General features: G+C 37.5%; 25 protein-coding genes. All 25 read right to left on the reverse strand.

The annotated features are described in order from the left end of the window. Positions 1-2: 2 nt before the first annotated feature. The 25 genes from fliQ to xerC all read right to left on the reverse strand — a co-directional run bounded on the left by fliQ (position 3) and on the right by xerC (position 20,195). Positions 3-272 carry a flagellar biosynthesis protein FliQ gene (gene fliQ / locus JNUCC52_RS08395; protein ID WP_173477750.1) on the reverse strand — a complete coding sequence of 90 codons (270 nt, stop codon included), beginning with the start codon at positions 270-272 and terminating at the stop codon, positions 3-5. Between the two features lie 13 nt (positions 273-285). Further along, entirely contained in the window at positions 286-951 is a 666-nt protein-coding gene (gene fliP / locus JNUCC52_RS08400) for a flagellar type III secretion system pore protein FliP (RefSeq protein ID WP_173477751.1), read from the reverse strand. Then, positions 948-1,619: a flagellar biosynthetic protein FliO gene (locus JNUCC52_RS08405; protein ID WP_228134387.1), complete on the reverse strand. Its 672-nt coding sequence runs from the start codon at positions 1,617-1,619 to the stop codon at positions 948-950. The genes fliP and JNUCC52_RS08405 overlap by 4 nt, the downstream gene beginning before the upstream one ends. 10 nt (positions 1,620-1,629) lie before the next feature. Then, a complete protein-coding gene (locus JNUCC52_RS08410; RefSeq protein WP_004269288.1) occupies positions 1,630-1,992 on the reverse strand; it encodes a response regulator in 363 nt (120 codons plus the stop codon). A gap of 21 nt (positions 1,993-2,013) precedes the next feature. After that, positions 2,014-3,252: a flagellar motor switch phosphatase FliY gene (fliY, locus tag JNUCC52_RS08415; RefSeq protein WP_337981907.1), complete on the reverse strand. Its 1,239-nt coding sequence runs from the start codon at positions 3,250-3,252 to the stop codon at positions 2,014-2,016. Further along, the gene (fliM, locus tag JNUCC52_RS08420; protein ID WP_173477754.1) at positions 3,245-4,240 is read right to left on the reverse strand and encodes a flagellar motor switch protein FliM; all 996 of its coding nucleotides are present in this window, start codon (positions 4,238-4,240) and stop codon (positions 3,245-3,247) included. The genes fliY and fliM overlap by 8 nt, the downstream gene beginning before the upstream one ends. A gap of 33 nt (positions 4,241-4,273) precedes the next feature. After that, complete coding sequence (gene fliL, locus JNUCC52_RS08425) at positions 4,274-4,702, reverse strand: flagellar basal body-associated protein FliL (protein WP_173477755.1); 429 nt, start codon at positions 4,700-4,702, stop codon at positions 4,274-4,276. Beyond that, positions 4,692-4,913 carry a flagellar FlbD family protein gene (locus JNUCC52_RS08430; RefSeq protein ID WP_173477756.1) on the reverse strand — a complete coding sequence of 74 codons (222 nt, stop codon included), beginning with the start codon at positions 4,911-4,913 and terminating at the stop codon, positions 4,692-4,694. The genes fliL and JNUCC52_RS08430 overlap by 11 nt, the downstream gene beginning before the upstream one ends. Before the next feature lie 178 nt (positions 4,914-5,091). After that, positions 5,092-6,039, reverse strand: a complete 948-nt coding sequence (locus tag JNUCC52_RS08435) for a flagellar hook-basal body complex protein (protein ID WP_173477757.1) — start codon at positions 6,037-6,039, stop codon at positions 5,092-5,094. 87 nt (positions 6,040-6,126) lie between these two features. Next, positions 6,127-6,498 carry a TIGR02530 family flagellar biosynthesis protein gene (locus tag JNUCC52_RS08440; protein WP_173477758.1) on the reverse strand — a complete coding sequence of 124 codons (372 nt, stop codon included), beginning with the start codon at positions 6,496-6,498 and terminating at the stop codon, positions 6,127-6,129. A gap of 15 nt (positions 6,499-6,513) precedes the next feature. Next, complete coding sequence (gene flgD, locus JNUCC52_RS08445; protein WP_337981908.1) at positions 6,514-7,179, reverse strand: flagellar hook assembly protein FlgD; 666 nt, start codon at positions 7,177-7,179, stop codon at positions 6,514-6,516. Positions 7,180-7,181: 2 nt separating this feature from the next. Beyond that, positions 7,182-8,477 (reverse strand): flagellar hook-length control protein FliK, encoded by a 1,296-nt coding sequence (locus tag JNUCC52_RS08450; protein ID WP_337981909.1) that lies wholly within the window; start codon positions 8,475-8,477, stop codon positions 7,182-7,184. A 29-nt stretch (positions 8,478-8,506) separates the two neighbouring features. Then, positions 8,507-9,115: a MotE family protein gene (locus JNUCC52_RS08455; protein ID WP_337981910.1), complete on the reverse strand. Its 609-nt coding sequence runs from the start codon at positions 9,113-9,115 to the stop codon at positions 8,507-8,509. Positions 9,116-9,119: 4 nt separating this feature from the next. Then, complete coding sequence (gene fliJ / locus JNUCC52_RS08460) at positions 9,120-9,569, reverse strand: flagellar export protein FliJ (RefSeq protein WP_173477761.1); 450 nt, start codon at positions 9,567-9,569, stop codon at positions 9,120-9,122. A gap of 1 nt (position 9,570) precedes the next feature. Then, positions 9,571-10,896, reverse strand: a complete 1,326-nt coding sequence (gene fliI, locus JNUCC52_RS08465) for a flagellar protein export ATPase FliI (protein WP_173477762.1) — start codon at positions 10,894-10,896, stop codon at positions 9,571-9,573. A gap of 5 nt (positions 10,897-10,901) precedes the next feature. Next, positions 10,902-11,687, reverse strand: coding sequence for a flagellar assembly protein FliH (gene fliH, locus JNUCC52_RS08470; RefSeq protein WP_443136912.1), 786 nt, complete (start codon positions 11,685-11,687; stop codon positions 10,902-10,904). Beyond that, positions 11,680-12,693 carry a flagellar motor switch protein FliG gene (gene fliG / locus JNUCC52_RS08475; RefSeq protein WP_173477764.1) on the reverse strand — a complete coding sequence of 338 codons (1,014 nt, stop codon included), beginning with the start codon at positions 12,691-12,693 and terminating at the stop codon, positions 11,680-11,682. Before fliG ends, fliH begins: the two co-directional genes overlap by 8 nt. Positions 12,694-12,708: 15 nt before the next feature. Then, positions 12,709-14,301: a flagellar basal-body MS-ring/collar protein FliF gene (fliF, locus tag JNUCC52_RS08480; RefSeq protein ID WP_173477765.1), complete on the reverse strand. Its 1,593-nt coding sequence runs from the start codon at positions 14,299-14,301 to the stop codon at positions 12,709-12,711. Between the two features lie 149 nt (positions 14,302-14,450). Beyond that, positions 14,451-14,756, reverse strand: coding sequence for a flagellar hook-basal body complex protein FliE (fliE, locus tag JNUCC52_RS08485; RefSeq protein WP_173477766.1), 306 nt, complete (start codon positions 14,754-14,756; stop codon positions 14,451-14,453). A gap of 24 nt (positions 14,757-14,780) precedes the next feature. Further along, complete coding sequence (gene flgC / locus JNUCC52_RS08490) at positions 14,781-15,242, reverse strand: flagellar basal body rod protein FlgC (RefSeq protein WP_337981912.1); 462 nt, start codon at positions 15,240-15,242, stop codon at positions 14,781-14,783. Between the two features lie 3 nt (positions 15,243-15,245). Further along, positions 15,246-15,638: a flagellar basal body rod protein FlgB gene (flgB, locus tag JNUCC52_RS08495; protein ID WP_173477768.1), complete on the reverse strand. Its 393-nt coding sequence runs from the start codon at positions 15,636-15,638 to the stop codon at positions 15,246-15,248. Positions 15,639-16,461: 823 nt separating this feature from the next. Beyond that, the gene (gene codY, locus JNUCC52_RS08500; RefSeq protein WP_024362040.1) at positions 16,462-17,241 is read right to left on the reverse strand and encodes a GTP-sensing pleiotropic transcriptional regulator CodY; all 780 of its coding nucleotides are present in this window, start codon (positions 17,239-17,241) and stop codon (positions 16,462-16,464) included. An 86-nt stretch (positions 17,242-17,327) separates the two neighbouring features. Then, entirely contained in the window at positions 17,328-18,728 is a 1,401-nt protein-coding gene (hslU, locus tag JNUCC52_RS08505) for an ATP-dependent protease ATPase subunit HslU (protein WP_173477769.1), read from the reverse strand. Further along, positions 18,728-19,273 carry an ATP-dependent protease subunit HslV gene (gene hslV / locus JNUCC52_RS08510; protein WP_024362042.1) on the reverse strand — a complete coding sequence of 182 codons (546 nt, stop codon included), beginning with the start codon at positions 19,271-19,273 and terminating at the stop codon, positions 18,728-18,730. The genes hslU and hslV overlap by 1 nt, the downstream gene beginning before the upstream one ends. Positions 19,274-19,295: 22 nt before the next feature. After that, positions 19,296-20,195: a tyrosine recombinase XerC gene (gene xerC, locus JNUCC52_RS08515; protein WP_173477770.1), complete on the reverse strand. Its 900-nt coding sequence runs from the start codon at positions 20,193-20,195 to the stop codon at positions 19,296-19,298. Positions 20,196-20,336 lie beyond the last annotated feature (141 nt).

Here is a 20,336-nt window from a genome sequence, read left to right on the forward strand (position 1 = left end):
ACTCACCCTATATAACGCGTTAAATTCTCAAAAATATCTCTCGCATAGCTTGTTACTTGAGATAACATCCATGGACCAAAGAAAACGATGCCCACTAATACTGCGACGATTTTTGGAACGAATGCTAATGTTTGCTCTTGAATTGATGTTGTTGCTTGAAATATACTTACCGCTAGACCTGAGATTAAAGCAATTAATAATAGCGGTCCGCTTGTTAGAAGGATAATCATAATGGCACGCTCTGCAATTGAAATAACCATTTCACCTGTCATACTGTATCATCCCCTAAAAACTTTGTAGTAATGATTTCATTACGAGGTACCAGCCATCGACGAGTACAAATAATAAAATCTTAAACGGTAATGAGATCATAACCGGTGGTAACATCATCATCCCCATCGACATCAATGTACTTGCGACAATCATATCGATTACTAGGAATGGAATAAAAATCATAAAACCAATTTGGAAAGCTGTTTTAATTTCGCTTAATGCAAAGGCAGGTACAAGCATAGTTAGAGGAATTTCCTCCACCGATGCTGGTTTTTCTGCTTGATTGTATTGTAAAAACAAATCTAAATCTTTTTGCCTCGTTTGTTTACTCATAAATTCTTTAAAGGGCACACTAGCTTTCTCGTATGCTTCTTCTAGCCCTATTTCTTCAGCGAATAATGGCTGTAATGCCTCTTTATTGACCTCTTGAAAAGTAGGAGCCATGATAAAAAACGTTAAAAACAAAGCAAGACCAACAATAACCTGATTTGGTGGCATTTGTTGTGTCGCTAAAGCTGTACGTACAAACGAGAGCACAATGACAATCCTTGCAAAGGACGTCATTAAAATTAATATGCTCGGTGCAAGTGACAGAACGGTTAATAATAATAGGAGCTTAACAGAGGTTGAGACATTTGTCGGATCGCTGTTGGAAAAATAATTGACTATATCATTCATTTATCATCATTCTCCTTTTGCTTCCATCTCTCTAGTTCTTCACTGCGCTCCTGTTTAATTTCGGAAATTTTCTTTTCAAAAAGTTCACCAAATGAATCTTGGTTTTGAACTTTTGAAGCATTTTGGTTATTTTTTCTCTTAAACTTTGAAAATACTTCTGCTATATAAGGTGATGTTGCCGCATATTCCTGTTTTTCGTTATATAGTGAAAGGAGTGCTTCAACTTCCTGCGGATCGGTAATCTCACGTAAAAGTTGGACATCATCACCGACACCAACTAAATAAAGTGATTTTCCTATTTGCAAAAGTTGAACAGACTTTTGTGCACCTAACGATAAACCGCCTAAATTTTGTACCATTTGATTTCGTTGAAAAGTTAAATTTCTTTTATTAAGAAATTTCATCAACCCATAAAATAAAGCTACAACAAAAATAAGCGCCAAAACCATTTTTATGTATTCCCATGCAGAAACATCTCCAGCTGCTGAAACAACCGTATCTTCCTTCGCAGCTGGATCTGTATTATCCTTACATTCCTCTGGTTTTTTCATACAATACTCAATACTATTTGTATCAGAGTCAGCATAAACAGAAACTGTTGGCGGGTACACAAATAGGAAGGTTAATAGAAATGCGAAAATCATCGTTACACGAAATGATTTTAACATTTGCATGAAATCATCCTAGTGCTTTTTGAATCGCTTCAATTACACGATCTGCTTGGAAAGGCTTAACAATAAAGTCCTTCGCACCAGCTTGAATTGCATCGATTACCATCGCTTGTTGTCCCATTGCTGAACACATGATTACAGTTGCACTTGGATCAGTACCTTTAATAGCTTTAAGAGCTGCAATACCATCCATTTCAGGCATTGTAATATCCATTGTTACTAAATCTGGCTTTAACTCGTTGTATTTTTCAACAGCCTGTAGACCATCGGCAGCTTCTCCTACAACTTCAAATCCGTTTTTCGACAAAATATCCTTGATCATCATGCGCATAAATGCAGCATCGTCTACAATCAAAATTCTTTTAGACATGGTTAACTCCTCCAATTGAAACTATCTTAAATTATTTAAACGCTCTGCTTGACTTAAAACATCTGTAATGCGTACGCCGAAGTTTTCATCGATAACAACAACTTCGCCCTTTGCAATTAAACGACTATTTACTAGAATATCAACTGGTTCCCCTGCTAACTTATCTAATTCAATAATCGATCCACTAGCTAGTTCTAAAATCTCTTTAACAGAACGTTTCGTACGTCCTAACTCTACAGTAACTTGCAATGGAATATCAAGTAGCATATTTAAATTTCTAGCCTCAGATTGAGAGATTACATTTGGATCAAAGCTAGCAAACTGTGCCTGTTGAACATTTACAGGTTGTACTGGTCTTTGTTGCGTATGAATTTGTTGCTGCTCTTGATACATTGGTTGTTGCTGTTCTTGATACATCGGCTGTTGTTGCACTGGCACTGCTGGCTGTTGATATACAGGTTGCTGTGCTGGTGGCGGTGTAGGTTGAACAGGCGGTGGTGCGATAGGCGCTTCTGGAGCAATTGTTGCTGCAACTGGCTCTTCAATCGCCTCTGTTTCTCCTAATAATGACTTAACAATGTTTTGACTAAACTTAAGCGGTAATAATTGCATTAAGTTTGAATCGATTAAATTACCAATTCGAAGTCGGAAAGAAACTTTTACAAGTAAATCATCTTCTGGAATATTATCTCGACCTTCATTTTGAGAAATATTCATTAAGTCAATCGTCGGTGGCGAAATATCCACCTTTTTGTTGAATACTGTCGACATCGATGTAGCAGCTGAACCCATCATTTGGTTCATTGCTTCTTGCACTGCGCTTAGCTGAATTTCGCCTAAGTCAGGTTTAGGATTTAAGCCGTCCCCACCTAACATTAAATCAGCAATAATGGCAGCATCTGATTGTTTAATAACAAGTAAATTCATACCTGTTAAACCGATTGTATATTCAACTTGTACCGCTACATATGGATGAGGAAATTCCTCTTCTAATTTATTGCGGTTAATCATTGAAATACTAGGAGTAGTAATATCTACTTTTTGGCCTAATAATGCAGATAGAGCAGTAGCTGAACTTCCGAAAGATATATTTCCTACTTCACCTAGTGCGTCTTGAGCAAACGAATCAAGGTAATCCTCTACTCGTATTTCATTTGTTTCTTCTTTTGTAGAAGCTTCGCTGTCGTTTATTCTATCCTCCAACGTTTCGCCCCTTAATAACGCTTCAATTTCTTCTTGGGAGAGCATTTCATCACTCATCTTCGTCTCCTCCTTTCAAAGGGTCGATAATCTGGATTGCTAATTTTTTACCCTGTTTACCAGGTTGTACTGTGAATTTAGGCAATGTACCTACTTTCAGCAGTAATGGATCATCAATTTTTTGTTCTAATTGAATAACATCACCAATTTGCATCATTAGGAAGTCTTCAATAGTAATGTCTGTAATACCTAACTCTACTGAAAGAGGTAATCTTGCTTGTTTCACACGTGTTTCGAGCATTTTTGTTTGCTCAGGTGACATCTCTTTCGTATTTGTTTGCATCCAATAACGTACAGATAGATTCGGTACGATTGGCTCCAATACAACATGCGGGATACAAATATTAATCATACCGCTTGTCTCACCAATAATTGTATTCAATGAAATAACGACTACCGTTTCATTTGGTGAAATCATTTGTAAAAATTGAGGATTTACCTCAAGTTCTACTAGAATTGGGTCAATTTCAGCAACATTTTCCCATGCTTCGCGTAAATTGTCGAATGAACGTTCGAAGAGGTTTGTCATAATTTTTGTTTCAATCTCAGTTAAGTTATCAACATTACTATGACTCGCTCCACTACCGCCCATTAAACGATCCAACATCGAATAGGCAATGTTTGGGTTTATTTCCATCAATATATTACCATCAAGTGGTGGCACTTCAAACACATTAATGAGCGTCATATTCGGAATTGAACGAACAAACTCTTCAAAGGGTATTTGGTCTACTGATGCTACTGTAATTTGCACGTAGCTTCTTAACTGTGCAGAAAAGAAGGTCGTTAGTAATCGCGCAAAATTTTCATGTATTCGGGTCAAACTTCGGATTTGATCTTTAGAGAAGCGCAACGCTCGCTTAAAGTCATAAACTTTAACCTTTCGTACCTCGTCCTCTTTCTTCATGTCATCCGCTGACATTTCTCCGGTCGAGATTGCGGAAAGTAGCGCATCTATCTCCGATTGGGATAACACATCTCCTGCCATTTGCCCACCTCCGTTTCAAGCAGTTTCTAATTTTTATTGAAAGATGTAGGAGGTAATATATACTTGTTGAATTTCTCCCTCTTGCATCAATTCATTTAACTGTGTTTTTAATGCCTTTTCAAACATTACTTTTCCTGCCTTGCCATCTAAATCTTTCTGTTCCATTTCTGAAAGCTCTTGAATAATTAAATTATTCGTTTGGAAATCACGCTTCTTTAACTCTTCGGCAGCGTCCTTGCTAGAAGTTTGGATTTTCAGCGTCATGCGCACTACCCTTTTATCAGCAAGATTAGTCATAATTTCAGGAACATCAACAGATGCTTCGACAATATCGTCTATTGATGGTTCAAGTGATGCTGCAGGCTTATTGAATTGGGTAAATAATACAAACGCAATAACTCCAATAAGTATAATCGCCACTAGTACGATGATGATCATCGTTAACACTTTATTATTCTTCATCTTCTTCACCTCGTAGATGCGGGTTTGATAGTACTTGTATATTGTTATAAAAGGCAGTTACCTTTTGTCGCACCTCATCTTCACTCTGTAACACAATAATTTTTGTTCCAGTTGTTAAAGTAATTGTCGTATCTGGAAAAGATTCAACTGTTTCTATGTATAAAGCATTCAGTGTAAATGCTTTGCCATTTAGTCTTGTTAGTTCAATCATTGAAATAGGGCCGGTCTAGCGTGAGAGCCGGCCCGACCCTCCCTCATATTGAAAATTATGTTTTAGAACGCATCCATTGTGGATTCGCTATAATCACACTAGCATACATTGAGAAGTTACATATATTAGCGTGTAAAACTTATATATTCTTGCTTTTATAACTAGAAGAAACTTATTACTAGCGTTTTAAGTTTACTAGTTCTTGTAGTACTTCATCTGAAGTCGTAATAATACGCGTATTCGCTTGGAAACCACGCTGTGCAACAATCATCTCAGTAAATTCTTCTGAAAGATCGACATTGGACATTTCAAGCGCCCCTGCCGTAATTGAACCCATACCAGCAACTGTCGCTACTTGGCCATATGGTTGACCTGAGTTTGCTGTTGCTTGGAAGTAGTTACTTCCTACTTTTTCAAGTCCACCAGCATTCGGGAACTTAACCATGACAATTTGACCTGCATATTGTCTATATCCGTTTGCATCTACATATTCAACCGTTCCGTCTTGACCGATACTTATAGATTTAGCTGTTGTTGGGATTTTGATTGGGTTATTATCTTCAAAAGTAAATGTATCATTTTCCCCTAATAAATCCTCAGTTTCACCATTCAGCGGACTTGCTTCTTTATCTCCCTCAGCATTACTTTCAGTAGAATCTGTTTCATACAATGTATCATTTGCATGACCTACTAAATACTTCCCTTCTGCATTGACTAAATAACCTTCGCTGTCCATGTAGAAATTACCTGCACGTGTATATACAACGTTTGTATAGCCTTCTGCAACGCCATCAGTATTTGATACAGAGTCAGCTACCATAAAGAAGCCTTCACCTTGAACAGCAAGGTCCAATGGGCGATCTGTCGTTTGACGTGAACCAGAACCGTGAACCGTATCAATTGCAGCAAGTGTAGAACCAAGACCTACTTGCAATGGGTTTGTACCACCACGAGTAGTAGTTGCAGCTGAAGCACCTGCGCTTGTTTGAGATAGGATGTCTTTGAAAATAACACGTCCTTTTTTAAATCCATACGTGTTAACATTGGCAATATTATTCCCAATAACATCTAGCTTTGTTTGGAAGTTTTTAAGACCTGAAATACCTGAATACATAGAACGTAACATAAGTTGTCGTTCTCCCTTCATTTTTTGAATTGTGTGCCTCTATCAGTCAGCAACACATAGGCTTCCTTACATAAAGAAGGTCCAGCCTTAAAGCACGATTGTGCCATCAATATTAGTAAACAGTTGTTGTTTTGCTTCCGTGCGATCCATTGCTGTAATGACAGTAGCATTTTTAGCACTGACAATTAGAGCCGCTTGATCCATCAAGACTAATGGTTGTTTGACACCTTTTGAATGTGCCTCAAATACCTTGTCAGATACAACCCGCCATTCCTGTTCAGAAATCGCAATATTACGCTCTTTAATGCGTTCATTTGCATGCTTACTTACTTTTAGCTCCTGTTGATTCGTTGCTTCCTGTAAATGAGCACTAAACGATTGCTGTGTATTAATAGGTGTAGGCTGCGTTTGGCGAATAGTTGGATACAATGGGACACGATGAATCGAAAATTTATCCATCTTTCTCCACCACCTTTATTCGCTTATTACTGTAAATTCTTTCCCTGCAAGTTTTTTACCATTATCTAATTCGTAATAAATATTGCCATCTTTGTTTGATACAGAGACAATTCGTCCTTGCACATCTTGCTCTCCGTCATTGTAAGTGACATTTTTGCCGATTAACTTACTTGCTTGTACAAGAGGCGATTCAGTTGATGTATTACTTTCACCCGTGCTTGTTTCTTTATTACCTAAAATTGCAGAAATGTTTCCAGGATAGATTTCCTTACCATCAGCTAAAATGAATACGGCTTCTCCATCAACAAATTTTAATGATTGGATAACACCCGTACCTTCATTTATAACTGGCTTATTATCTGCATCTACTTCCTCTGTCAGTTCATGCCATTTTACTTCTTTTCCAACAAATGATGTATAGTTCATAAGCTGCGTTTGCTGTTGAGACATCAGTAATGACTCCATAGCCTTCGTCATATTTTGCATTTGCTCTAAAGATGAGAACTGCGCCATTTGTGCAATGAAATCACGGTCATCCATAGGATTTGTTGGATCCTGATGTTGTAATTGTGTAATCAGTAATTTTAAGAATGCATCTTTACCAAGTTCACTATTGCCAGTTTGTTTTGTTGGTGCAGAGTAGTTGGAATAGTAAAGGTCATTTGTAATTTTATCTGCCACGTTTACACCTCCTCATTTTCTAAAAAATCATTAAAGGACAATCCGTCTTCGCTGTCCTCATTTGCTTGTTCTTGCTCTTCTTGCTGTTGTTGTCTAAAGAAGTTATTAAAGAAGTTTTGATCACGTTGTTGTCTATCAGCATCTTGCAATGATTGCGCAATATCTAGTCGATCAACTTGGATGTTTTGCTGGACAAAAGCTTGTTTTAATTGATGCGCTTGACTGTCAAGAAGCTCTCGCCCATGGGCAGTCGAAGCAAGTAAACGAGCTGTTAAAACACCGTCATTTTGTACAAGTTCGATTCGAATGGTACCTAGATTTTCAGGATACAATTTTAACGTTAAACGCGTAATCCCTTGTGCATTTGAAATTTGAGCTTTATTGATGATAGCTTGCATTTCTTTTAGTAAAGCTTCTGATTGTGCGGGTTTAGCCGCCGGTAAAGTAACTTGGAATGTGTCGGCTTTTGTTTGTACTGTATTAGCAGTCACCATTTCATTTGCACTTGTATCCGATTGTTTTGTCACTTGCACTTGCTGAATTACTTGCTGGAAGCCTTGCAACGGTAATGTAACGGTCGTTTTTGTAGTAACTTGCTGTGCAGTTTGAATAGTTTCAACTTGTGTTTGTAACGCTGTTAAAAAATTATTTACGTTTGACAGTGCGTTTTCTTGAGACATCGTTAAATCCGATTTTTGACCAACTAACTGTGCTAATTTTAATACTTGCAGTAGCTTCGTAGCATCTTCTGAAGGTACTTGTCCTTCACCTTGCAACGCCGATACTAACTGCGTCTGTAACAATGGTGCTTGAGCGTCTACTAAAGCTAAAAGCTCCCATACATCGCTCGCTTGCTGCTGATCTTCATCCAACAGTTGCTGAACCAATTTTTGTATTTGCTCTTGATCTACATTCAAAGCAGCCATTAAATGCTCTAAATTTAACATTTCATCCATAGCTACTGCCTTGCCATCTTCCCCCACTTGAAGCATTAATAAGCCTTCATCATGTGGAATTTCTAATAAATCTAGTAATTCTTCAATAGATTGACTATTTAAAACTTTATCTAGCTCAGCTAGCTTATCGTCACCTTGAGAATTATTAGTTTGAGCTGTTTTGTTTTGTTGATTTGTTGAAGCAACAGCTTGTCCAAATACAGAGCCAAATTTAGATATTTTATCATTTGCAGCCCCACTATTTGTTTTCATATCAGACTGACTAGTTGATACAGCTTTTGAAGTATTAGTACTAGCCTTTGGAGCACTTGGAGCACCTATATTCATCATAGCAATGTTCATGTTTTCACCTCCTTTTTAAAAAATGTTTATTATTGTTTCGCCATCATTTCTGTATATTTTGCAGCATCTTGCGGATCCATTTTTTCTAAAATCGCCGCTAACTTATCTGGTTTTAAGCTTGATAAAATACGAAGTGCCTGTGCATCACTCATTTTTATAAGTACAGGCGCTGCCGCTTTCGGAGACATCTTATCAAAAGTAGACAAAATATCATTAAAGTCACGTTTGACCTCATCTTGCTCTCTTTTTAATTTTTCAATTTCAAAGAGTAATCGCTCTTGCTCCGTCAGTAACTTTTCTTTTTCATTTGTAGTTGTATCTAACTTACTTTGCAATTGTGCTATTTCGGCTTCTTTTTCTTGTATTTCTGCCTGTAAGCCTACTACCTTGGAATCATCCATAACAATGGCATCTTTTGCTTGCTGCTCTTCCGATTCAACAAAAGGTAAATTACTTACTGCCTTTTTTCCTAAATCAAAGACGTTCGTATCCATTAACGTTGCCACAACTAGCAATACCGCTACCACGAACATAATAGGTATCAATATCCATATGAAAAACTTTTGGAAACCTCCTGATTTACGTGTTGGCTGTTGTACTTCTAATTCAGTTTTAATACGGCTTTCTCTTTTCGCCATGAAATCACCTGATTTCTTTCTTGAAATACGTAAGTGAAGAAATTTCATCTAAAAATATGCTTTCAATGCGATCTTGTTCTTGTTGAAAAGACTTATAATCATTTTCACGCATTTTTTCAAATTTACGTACTTCCAAGTTTTTTTCTAATAGTTTTTCTTCGTGCCAATTCATTTTCGAACGTGCCTGCACAACCTTTTGTTGCACATCTGCAATTGTTTTTTCAAGGCTATCAATAAAACGAGCATAGTGATGAATTTCCTCTATTGATGACCCTACAACTAAACGTTTCTGCTGAAATTCTATTAAATCTTCTTTCTTTTTCAGCAAGTCATAGAGCTTTGTTGCAACCTCTTCAAAAGAACGAACAGATTCCTTATAGGCAATTTCAGTCTCGTTTTTTTCTTGCTCTCGAATGGTTAATACCTTTTCAAAACGATACATATAACTGACCATCCTACCTGCCACCACCGTTCGATAATGTAATTAACTCATTCTTACTTTCCTCAAGCGTCACCTTATCTAAATATCCTTGCTTTAAATAAGCTGTAATGAGCGGTTCATAATAAATTGCTTCATCAATTTCTTTAGAAGTGCCTCGTTTATATGCTCCGATATTAATTAAATCCTCTGATTTGTCATAAGTATAATAGAGTTCTCGTAAACGCTCAGCAGCCCTTTTGTGCTCTGGCTCTGCCACATGATTCATCAAACGACTGACGCTTTTCAACACATTAATAGCTGGATATTGGCCTTTGTTTGCAAGGTTTCGATCAAGTACAATATGACCATCTAAAATACCGCGAACAGTATCAGCAATAGGCTCGTTCATATCGTCACCATCAACTAATACTGTATAAAAGGCTGTAATTGAGCCTTTTTCATTTGTCCCAGTCCGTTCTAATAACTTTGGTAAAATTGCAAATACAGAAGGTGTATAACCCTTCTGAGCAGGTGGTTCTCCTGTTGCAAGTCCGATTTCACGTTGAGCCATTGCAACACGTGTTACGGAGTCCATCATCAACATCACATTTAAGCCGCGATTTCTAAAGTATTCTGCTATCGCTGTTGCTGTAAATGCTCCTTTAATACGCATAAGTGCAGGTTGATCTGAGGTCGCTGCGACGACAATGGAACGGCTTAAACCTTCAGGTCCTAAATCACGTTCAATAAATTCACGTACCTCACGACCACGCTCTCCGACTAATGCAATAACATTTAAGTCAGCTTGTGTATTACGCGCAATCATACCAAGTAGTGTACTTTTACCGACACCAGAGCCCGCGAAAATACCTACACGCTGTCCATTGCCGACAGTTAGCATCCCATCAATTGCTTTTACACCAACCTCAAGTCTTTCATTTATCGGCGGACGAGTAAGTGGGTTAGGCGGATCTTGCTCAGTCGGTACTGACATTAATCCTTTCGGTAACAAAGTACCATCGATTGGATTCCCCATTGAATCAAGTACTTTACCAATTAGCTCTGGTCCGACTTTGATTTCAAGAGGTGCCCCTGTTCCTTCCACTAAACAGCCAATTGATATTTCACGGAGCGAGGTGAAGGGCATTAGAACTACAATTTCATCTTTAAACCCTACAACCTCTGCTAAAATGATTTGATGTCCGTTTTTCGACGTTTCAACATGAATTTTACATACATCACCGATGGAACTATCAGGACCTTGCGACTCAATCATTAAGCCGACAACTCTCGTTACTCTACCAAACTTTTTAAAAGTTGGTATATTAGGAATTTGTTCGATTAATTGAGCCGTTTTCATCTAGATCATTCCTTACTTTCTAATATTTCATGTAGCTTTATTCTCAATTCATTTAATTGCTCGTCAATACTAACAACAATCCGACCGTGATTTGTTTCTATATAACAATCTGTTTCTTTTTCAAAATCCTCATCTACAAAAATCATAAATGGTACATCTGTTGGGAACATTTCAGCCAATTCATCGCGATTCGATGTAATTAAACCATAATATGTAGGAGAAACGTAGATTTTTATTTCCTTCATCTCTCTCGCTTCTTTAAGCCCTCTTTGAACTATTGATAAAAACAGTTCGTCATTTTGCTCTAATGAAGTCCCAATAATACGTTGTGCAGCAGTTAAGCCTAATTCCAAAATAATCGCTTCTTGGTCATCGATATATTTTTTTGCATTTTCCCCTGCTTGCACGATAATTTCATTCGCTGTTTGAAGGGATTGTGCCATTGCTTCAGTGGCTCTATTTGTACCATCCTCATAACCTTGACCATACCCTTCATCATACGCTTCTTGTACGCGATTAGGGCGTTCTTCTTCCCAGCTTTGTTTCAAATGCTCAATTTCTTGAAAATGCATTTGCTTCTCTTGTTCAAAAGCTTCCCGTTCTGCCTGAATCTTGGCTCTTGCCTCTTCAAGCAATCGATCGCGTTCTGTAAAAACATCTTCCATCGTCATATGATGATGGGATGTTTCATCTGTCTCCATTTCGGGTAATTCAAACATATCACGAATTTGTATCTTCTTTACATTATCGCCATTGGACTGTGTATATACAGAACGGATGATTCTAGACAATGACGTCATCTCCTCCACCACGTGCAATAATAATCTCACCAGCATCTTCTAAGCGGCGAATAACAGCGACAATTCGTGATTGAGCTTCTTCTACGTCACGCAAGCGAACAGGTCCCATAATTTCCATCTCTTCTTTGAAAGTATCGGCCATACGTTGTGACATATTTCGGAAGATAATATCTTTTACTTCTTCGCTGGAAACTTTCATTGAAAGAAGTAAATCTTCGTTTTCGCAATCACGAATAACACGCTGAATTGAACGATTGTCGAGCGTCACGATATCTTCGAATACAAACATGCGTTTTTTGATTTCTTCTGCAAGCTCTGGATCTTGAATTTCGAGCGCATCGAGAATCGTTTTTTCTGTTTGTCGATCAACACCATTTAATACTTCAACGACTGCATCAATACCACCAGTTTCTGTGTAATCTTGCGTAACAGTTGATGATAGTTTGCGTTCCAATACAGATTCAATTTCACTAATTACTTCTGGTGAAGTTGATTCCATCATTGCAATACGTTTAGCAATATCCGCTTGTACTTCTTGCGGTAATGAAGATAAAATAACACCCGCTTGCCCTGCTTCTAAATAAGAAAGAATAAGGGCAATTGTTTGTGGATGTTCATTTTGAATAAAGTTAAATATTTGAGCAGGATCTGCTCTACGTGCAAAATCGAACGGTCGCACTTGTAACGAAGAAGTCAAACGATTAATAATTGTTTGTGCTTGCTCCATACCTAATGCTTTTTCTAAAACCGTCTTCGCGTAACCAATACCACCTTGTGTAATATAATCTTGCGCAAGAGCAATATTGTGGAATTCTTCAATAATTTCTTCTTTAACATTTGCTTCTACTTTTTTAACACTTGAAATTTCTAACGTTAACCGTTCGATTTCTTCCTCAGTTAAATGTTTATAGACAGAAGCTGAAACCTCAGGCCCTAGTGAAATTAACAAGAGAGCGGCCTTTTGTTTTCCGGTTAATTCCTTATCTTTCTTGGACACAGCAGAACCTCCTAGTTAGTCTTCCGCAATCCAACTACGCAGTAACTTTGCAAAATCATCAGGCTTATCTTTCGCCATTTTTTCAAGTTGTTTACGACGCATTGTAGCTTCCGTTTCAATTTCTTCATTAATATCATCGATAATCAATTCTTCTTGTTCTTCTAGGATACTAAGCTCTTCTTCTTCTTTCGCACGTTTACGTGAACGGATGATGAAGAATGCAAGTAATAGAATAACAGCCAGTAAAATGCCTCCGACTACCCAAACCCACCATGGAATGACAGGTGTCTCAGGAGCAGTATCTGCTACTTTACCATTTAAAGGTTGGACTGAAACAGCCACTTTTTCATCAATTTGATCTTGTGTAAGTTCAGCAGCTACATCTTTTGAGATCGTTGTACGAACAATAGTACTTAAAATTTTCTCGATGTCTTGACGAACGCCATCTGGTAGAGATGCTGCGTCTGTAGCCGTTGGTGGCTCTACAATTACTTGGATACCGATATCTTGTATTTTATAAGGTGCCTCTTGAATGTCTTTACGAATGCGGTTGACGTCATTGTTGATTGTTTCTTCCGTACGTTCGTAATCTCCGTCCCCTGAAGTACCTTCATTGTACGTAGTAAAGTTATCTGTTGTTGTTTCAGCTTCAGGTGTGCCTGTTGCTGGGTTGCCAGTACCAGAATATTGCTCTGTAATACGTTGGGCGCTAATCGCAATCCCTTCCATATTCTCTTCATCAACTGGTGTCACTAAATTCTCTTCACGATTTTCCTTTTTAAAGTCAATATCTGTCGTAACAGAAACGATGACTTTATCTTGTCCCATCAAAGTACCTAGCATATTTTGCACTTGACGTTGCAAGTCACGTTCTACCAATTTCTTCATCTGCAATTGGCCTTCAGCTGTTGTTGTAGAAGTGCCATCTGTTGTTGCAGCATTTAAATCAAAGTACTCGGAGTATTGATTAGAGATAACAATGTTATCTGTATTTAAGTTCGGGATACTTTTTGCTACTAAGTTGTACATAGTGGCTATTTGTTGCTCTGTAAATTTATAGCCAGGATCTGTGTTCAATACAATGGATGCAGTTGCATCTTCTTTTACATCCTTTATGAAGACTCCTTCTTCTGGAAGAGTAATCATAACTTTTGCATCTTTAACGCCTTCAAGATTTTTTATTAGCTTAGCAATTTCTGTTTCAGTCGCAGCTTTTTTCAATAAATTAAATTCGTTGTCTGTCATACCGAAACCAGAGCTATTAGCAAATGAGTAATCGATCGTTCCAGTTTGAGGATAACCATCGGATGCTAGCTGCACCAATAATGAATCGACTTGTTCTTCGGGTACTAATATGGACGTTCCTCCTGGAGCAATCTCATATTTTACGCCTTGCGAATCCAAAGCTTCTTTAACTTGGCCGATTTCTCTTGTCGATAAATCTTTATAAAGCGGAACATATGTAGTTTTTGTTGCAAAAAATGTAATGAGCGCTGCAAGTACTATTACACCTACTAAAGAACCTATCATTACTATTTTTTGTGTTTTACTCCGACTTGTCCAAAAATGGCTGGTGTCGTTTTTTATTTTCGTCAATCGTTCATTCATTATGAATCCTCCGGTTATAGTGAATAACCTAGCAATCAATAATTCGCGATAATAGTGGAATCCAATGAAAACAAAAAGTCATAAATATTTTGTCTTCATTGGAAGCCTAACGAAATGAATTGGTGTCTTTCTTCACCAATTCACTCTAATTAGACACTCATTCGCATTATTTCTTGGTAAGCTTCAATCACCTTATTGCGAACTTCAATTGTTGCGTTTAATGTAATGCTCGCCTTTTGAGATGCAATCATTACTTCGTGCAACTCCACATCTTCACCAGTTATTAGCTTTTGTGTAAGATTATCAGAAGTGATTTGCTGATCATTCACTTTCGCTATTGCCTCTTTTAATGAATTCGCAAAGCTTTGCTGGGCTTCGTAAGGTGTTGTATTTAGTTTGTTTGTTTCATTTACAACCTGAGTAGGTGTCATTAGTGAAACGGACGAAATTGCCATTATGTATCATCCTTTCTATTTTTATTATTTACCGATTTCTAACGCTTTTGTCAGCATCGACTTATTTGCATTTAAAACAGTTATGTTCGCCTCATACGAACGAGTGGCAGACATTAAATCTACCATTTCTTTTAATGGGTCAACATTTGGCATGTTGACATAGCCATCTGCATTTGCATCTGGATGTGTAGGATCATACACTAGTTTGAAAGGTGTATCAGTATCTTCTTTAATTTGCGTAACTTTCACACCATTCCCAACACCGCTTTTCGCATTTTTACCAATAGCCACATTTAAAAAGTTTGAAAAGCGTCCTTCTTGCGCAGAAAAAGTAACAGACTTCCGTCGGTATGGCTCCCACTCTCCATTTACTTGTTTACCGCGAGTAGTATCTACGTTTGCCATATTCGAAGAAATAACATCCATTCGTAAACGCTGTGCCGTTAATGCAGAGGCTGTAGTATTCATTCCATGAAAAATAGACATTTATTACTTACCTCCTTTAATAACAGTATTTAGCGTATTTAACTTGCCGTTAACACGATCAATTAACGCATTGTAGTAGATTTGATTTTCTGCCAATTTCGTTTGTTCTGCATCCATATCTACAGCGTTACCGTTATTTCGATATCGTAAGTTTGTAACGTTATTGACACCTGGTGTCGATTGTTTAATTTCGAAATCATAATGTCTATTATCTGTTCGATATGCTGATATAGAAATTTGTTTTTCATTTTCCAACATATCCTTAAAACTTACATTTTTCGCCTTATAATTTGGTGTATCGACATTCGCAATGTTATTTGCGATTGTTTTATGATTCAAAGTTGCATAGGAAAGTCCATTTTCCAGGCTACTAATAGTTCCTCCAAATAAGTTCAAAACCATTCACCTCATTTAATTTCAATCTATGTACTTCTTAATTTATCCAATAATACAATTGTAATTAAGATGATACGTAGTGTCTATTGTCTTTTGTCATTTTTTAATAGTATATACGCCCTATTTTTCATGTTAAACAACCAGGACAAATATGCCCCATCCCTACAGCCACGTGAATTCGTAACGTTTCGTCTTTTTTCTAGTTATTTTACACTATTTCGACAGTGTTTACTGTATTAGTATCAAATATATCCCTTTTTATTACTTCAGAGGGTTGGATTTAAATGACAAATAGGGGTTTTTTGGTAAAATAAAGTTCCTTTTTACTATTCTAGACGTGACAATATAATAAAACTCCCTTTATTTTAGTTGAAGCGTCTATCCCTTTCGACAAAAGGGCTAATCATTTGGATATTTCTTAATGGCAATGATTTTCACTCCAAGTGGACGCATTTTTAAAGGTTTAGTTTCAATCTTGTCTAAAAGCTTTTAGCTTTAGTACCTAAGGGCGTGTGCTTTACACGCAGCATATATAAGCATTTCTCGCTCGTCATAGGTCAATTTTCTAAAGTTTATAGCCCTCAAGTAATAAGAAGTACTTTTTAAAGATTAATTATGTATCATTTTAACTACAAAGCAAGCCCTACCACTTAGTATTTTGTAGAAACAAGACATTGGATATTCACAGAAATGACACAAGTGCCAGTAATGAATAACCTACGCTCGCTCGCACAAAGCAGAGTGGTAGGGCTTGCTATATGAAAAATTTACATCGTATATGCTCACAGAAAAAAAGCTCCCTTAAACAGGGAGCCTTTGTTCATTATTTCATTTTAATTTCAGCAAGTGCGTTTAAGAATTTATCGTTTAATACTTTAATGTAAGTCCCCTTCATACCTAGAGAACGCGATTCAATTACACCTGCAGATTCAAGTTTACGTAATGCATTTACGATCACTGAACGTGTAATTCCTACGCGGTCTGCAATTTTTGAAGCAACTAATAAGCCTTCGTTTCCATCTAGTTCTTCAAAGATGTGTTCAATTGCTTCTAATTCACTATAAGAGAGTGAGTTAATTGCCATTTGTACAACAGCTTTGCTACGTGCTTCTTCTTCAATTTCTTCAGATTTTTCACGTAAAATTTCCATACCTACTACTGTAGCACCATACTCAGCTAAAATTAAATCATCATCCTCAAATTGAGCTGATAAACGAGCTAAAATTAATGTACCTAAACGTTCACCACCACCAACGATTGGTACGATAGTTGTTAAAGCACTTTGGAATAAGTCTTTATTTTCAACAGGGAATGCAGTATGTTCATTGTTAATGTCTAAATTTGAAGACGTTTCAGAAATTGTAAACAAGCTATGTGTATATTCTTCTGGGAATTGACGCTCTTCGAACATTTTTTTCATACGTTCGTTTTCAATTTGTTGGTGAATTGAAATACCTAAAAGTTTCCCTTTACGGCTTACAATATATACGTTGCTATCAATTATATCCCCTAAAGTGTCAGCCATTTCTTTAAAGTTTACTGGCTTACCTGCAGATGCCTGGAGCATTGAGTTAATTTTTCTTGTTTTTTCTAATAAATTCATTATATGTTCCTCCTATAAATTATCCATACCGTATTTAATTAATATTCTAAAGTTTTTTACAATTGAATGGTACTATCAAGCCTTGCCTACAAGATAAACTGTGACAAATCTTTGTTCTTTACAATACCCGCCAATTTTTGGTCAACATAAGCAGCTGTAATTTCAATTTGAGCTGGCGCAATTTCAGACGCTTCAAACGATAATTCTTCTAGCAAGCGTTCTAAAATTGTGTGTAATCGACGTGCCCCGATATTATCTGTTTCTTGATTGACCTCTGTAGCGATTTCTGCAATTCGTTCAATTGAATCTTCTGCAAAATTGATTGCTACACCCTCTGTTTCTAATAACGCTTTATATTGCAAAATAAGCGATTGATCTGGTTCTTTTAAAATACGAACAAAATCTTGCTTCGTTAATTTTTCAAGTTCTACACGAATCGGGAATCGTCCTTGTAACTCTGGAATTAAATCTGACGGTTTAGACATATGGAAAGCTCCAGCAGCAATAAAAAGCATATAGTCTGTTTTAACTGCACCATATTTTGTCGTAACAGTTGAACCTTCTACGATTGGTAAAATATCGCGTTGGACACCCTCACGTGAAACACTAGCAGACGTATTCGTATCTTTGCTCGCGACTTTATCTATTTCATCAATGAAAATAATTCCAGACTGTTCTGCTCTAGCAATAGCTTCTTGTGACACTTCATCTGCGTCAATAAGCTTATTCGCTTCCTCAATGATTAAAATACGACGTGCATCTTTTACTTGGACACGACGCTTTTTCTGCTTTTTAGGCATTAAGCTCGATAACATATCTTGCATACCGTTATTGGCAGACATATCCATTCCCGTACCTTGTAAGGCATCAAAAATCGAAGGATTTTGCTCAGTAACTTCAACAGTAACCCATTCATTTTCTAATTTGCCATTGCGTAAATCAATGGCGATTTGCGCACGCTTTGAGCGTACTTCCGTTTCCTCAGAAGATGTATCATCATGCGTTTGTTGTTCTTTGCCTCCAAATAACATTTCAAACGGATTTTGCATAGCTTGTTTTTTACGTAAAGAAGGGACAAGTAATTTTACAATGGCTTCATTTGCCAACTCTTCCGCTTGTTCCTTCACAGACTCCATCATTTCTTCCTTCACGAGGCGATGAGAAGCCTCCACAACATCGCGGACCATTGACTCAACATCACGTCCAACATAGCCCACTTCTGTAAATTTCGTTGCTTCAACCTTTACGAACGGCGCATTCGTTAGTTTTGCAATTCTCCTTGCAATTTCAGTTTTCCCAACTCCCGTTGGTCCAATCATTAAAATATTTTTAGGAATAACTTCAGCCTTCATTTCATCCGCTAGCAGAGAACGACGATAGCGATTTCGTAGTGCAATAGCTACCGCTCTTTTCGCCTCATTTTGCCCTACGATAAAACGATCCAAATGCTCAGTAATTTGTCTTGGGGTTAAGTTTTGTGGTGTCATTAGTTAAGTGCCTCCACGATAATATTATGGTTTGTAAATACACAAATTTCAGCGGCTGTTTCTAATGCTGCCTCCGCAATCTCACGGGCAGTCATTGTTTCACCTGCATATTTTTTTAGAGCACGACCTGCTGATAATGCATAATTTCCACCAGAACCAATCGCTAATATACCGTCATCAGGTTCTATAACTTCTCCTGTACCAGACACAAGGAGTAGTGTACTTTTATCCATCACAAGTAACATCGCCTCTAATTGACGTAGCATTTTATCACCACGCCATTGTTTTGCTACTTCTACAGCAGCTCGCTGTAAATTCCCATTATATTCGTTTAATTTCGCTTCAAACATTTCAAAAAGTGTAAAAGCATCGGCTACAGAGCCTGCAAAGCCAGCTAGCACCTGCCCATTAAACAGACGTCTGACCTTCCTTGCAGTGCCTTTCATGACAACCGCATTCCCAAGTGTCACTTGACCATCGCCAGCCATAGCGCACCCGCCATTGTGATGTACCGCAAATATCGTAGTCGCATGGATTTGTCCCATTTGCCTTCCTCCTTAGCCTCTATTATGCCCTTGGATGGGCATTCATATATGTTTGACGAAGATGCTCATTTGTTACATGCGTATAAACCTGTGTTGAAGTTAAATGCGCGTGCCCTAGTAACTCCTGCACAGTCCGTAAATCCGCGCCATGATTCAGTAAGTGTGTAGCAAAAGTATGGCGAAGCATATGTGGGTATATTTTCGTATGGAGTGAGGTATTATTAATCATTTCATTTAAAATATGACGTACCCCACGTGGCGTAAGTTCCCCGCCGCGCATATTGACAAATAATTGCTGATGATTTGTTTGTTTCATCAAACGTGGACGAGCCTGCTCTATGTAGTGCTGTATAGCCACACTCGCAAATTGACCAAATGGTATAATGCGTTCTTTTCTTCCTTTACCCATTACTCGAACAATAGAATAACGGAAATCGATATCCGCTACCATAATGGATGTAAGCTCACTCACCCGAATGCCCGTTGCATATAATAACTCTAAAATAGCCATATTGCGCAACGATTTCAAATCATCTCCTACATTCGCTTCAAAAAGCTGCATCAATTCTTCTTCATAGAAAAAACTTGGTAAACGAGATTCTTTTTTCGGATGATAAAGCGATCGAAAAGCACTATCATCCATGCCGTGCTGTTTATTTAGAAAGCGAAAAAAGGAGCGGATTGATGAAATTTTTCTTGATACAGAAGTTCTTGCTTTCTTTTCATCATACAACTTCGTTACATATAGTCGTGCATGTATATACTCAACACTGGCTAAATCATTAACGCCTTCTGCCTGTAAAAACGCTAAAAAATCTAGTAGGTCTGATTCATATTCTCGCACAGTATGAACAGAGAAGTTTTTTTCTACCTGGATGTAAAGCATAAACTGTTCAAGTGCTTCTTGGGACGAAACTAACATGAAAGATTCACCACCAATGAATTATTCGTAACCTTCTCTCATTACTATTACCAACAAATTCAAATGGTAAAACAACTGTTGCCATTTAATTAAATTTGTCGTTAAAGTAATCCTTAAAAAACATACATATTGACACTATAC

This window comes from Lysinibacillus sp. JNUCC-52 (assembly GCF_015999545.1).
Classification (GTDB): domain Bacteria; phylum Bacillota; class Bacilli; order Bacillales_A; family Planococcaceae; genus Lysinibacillus.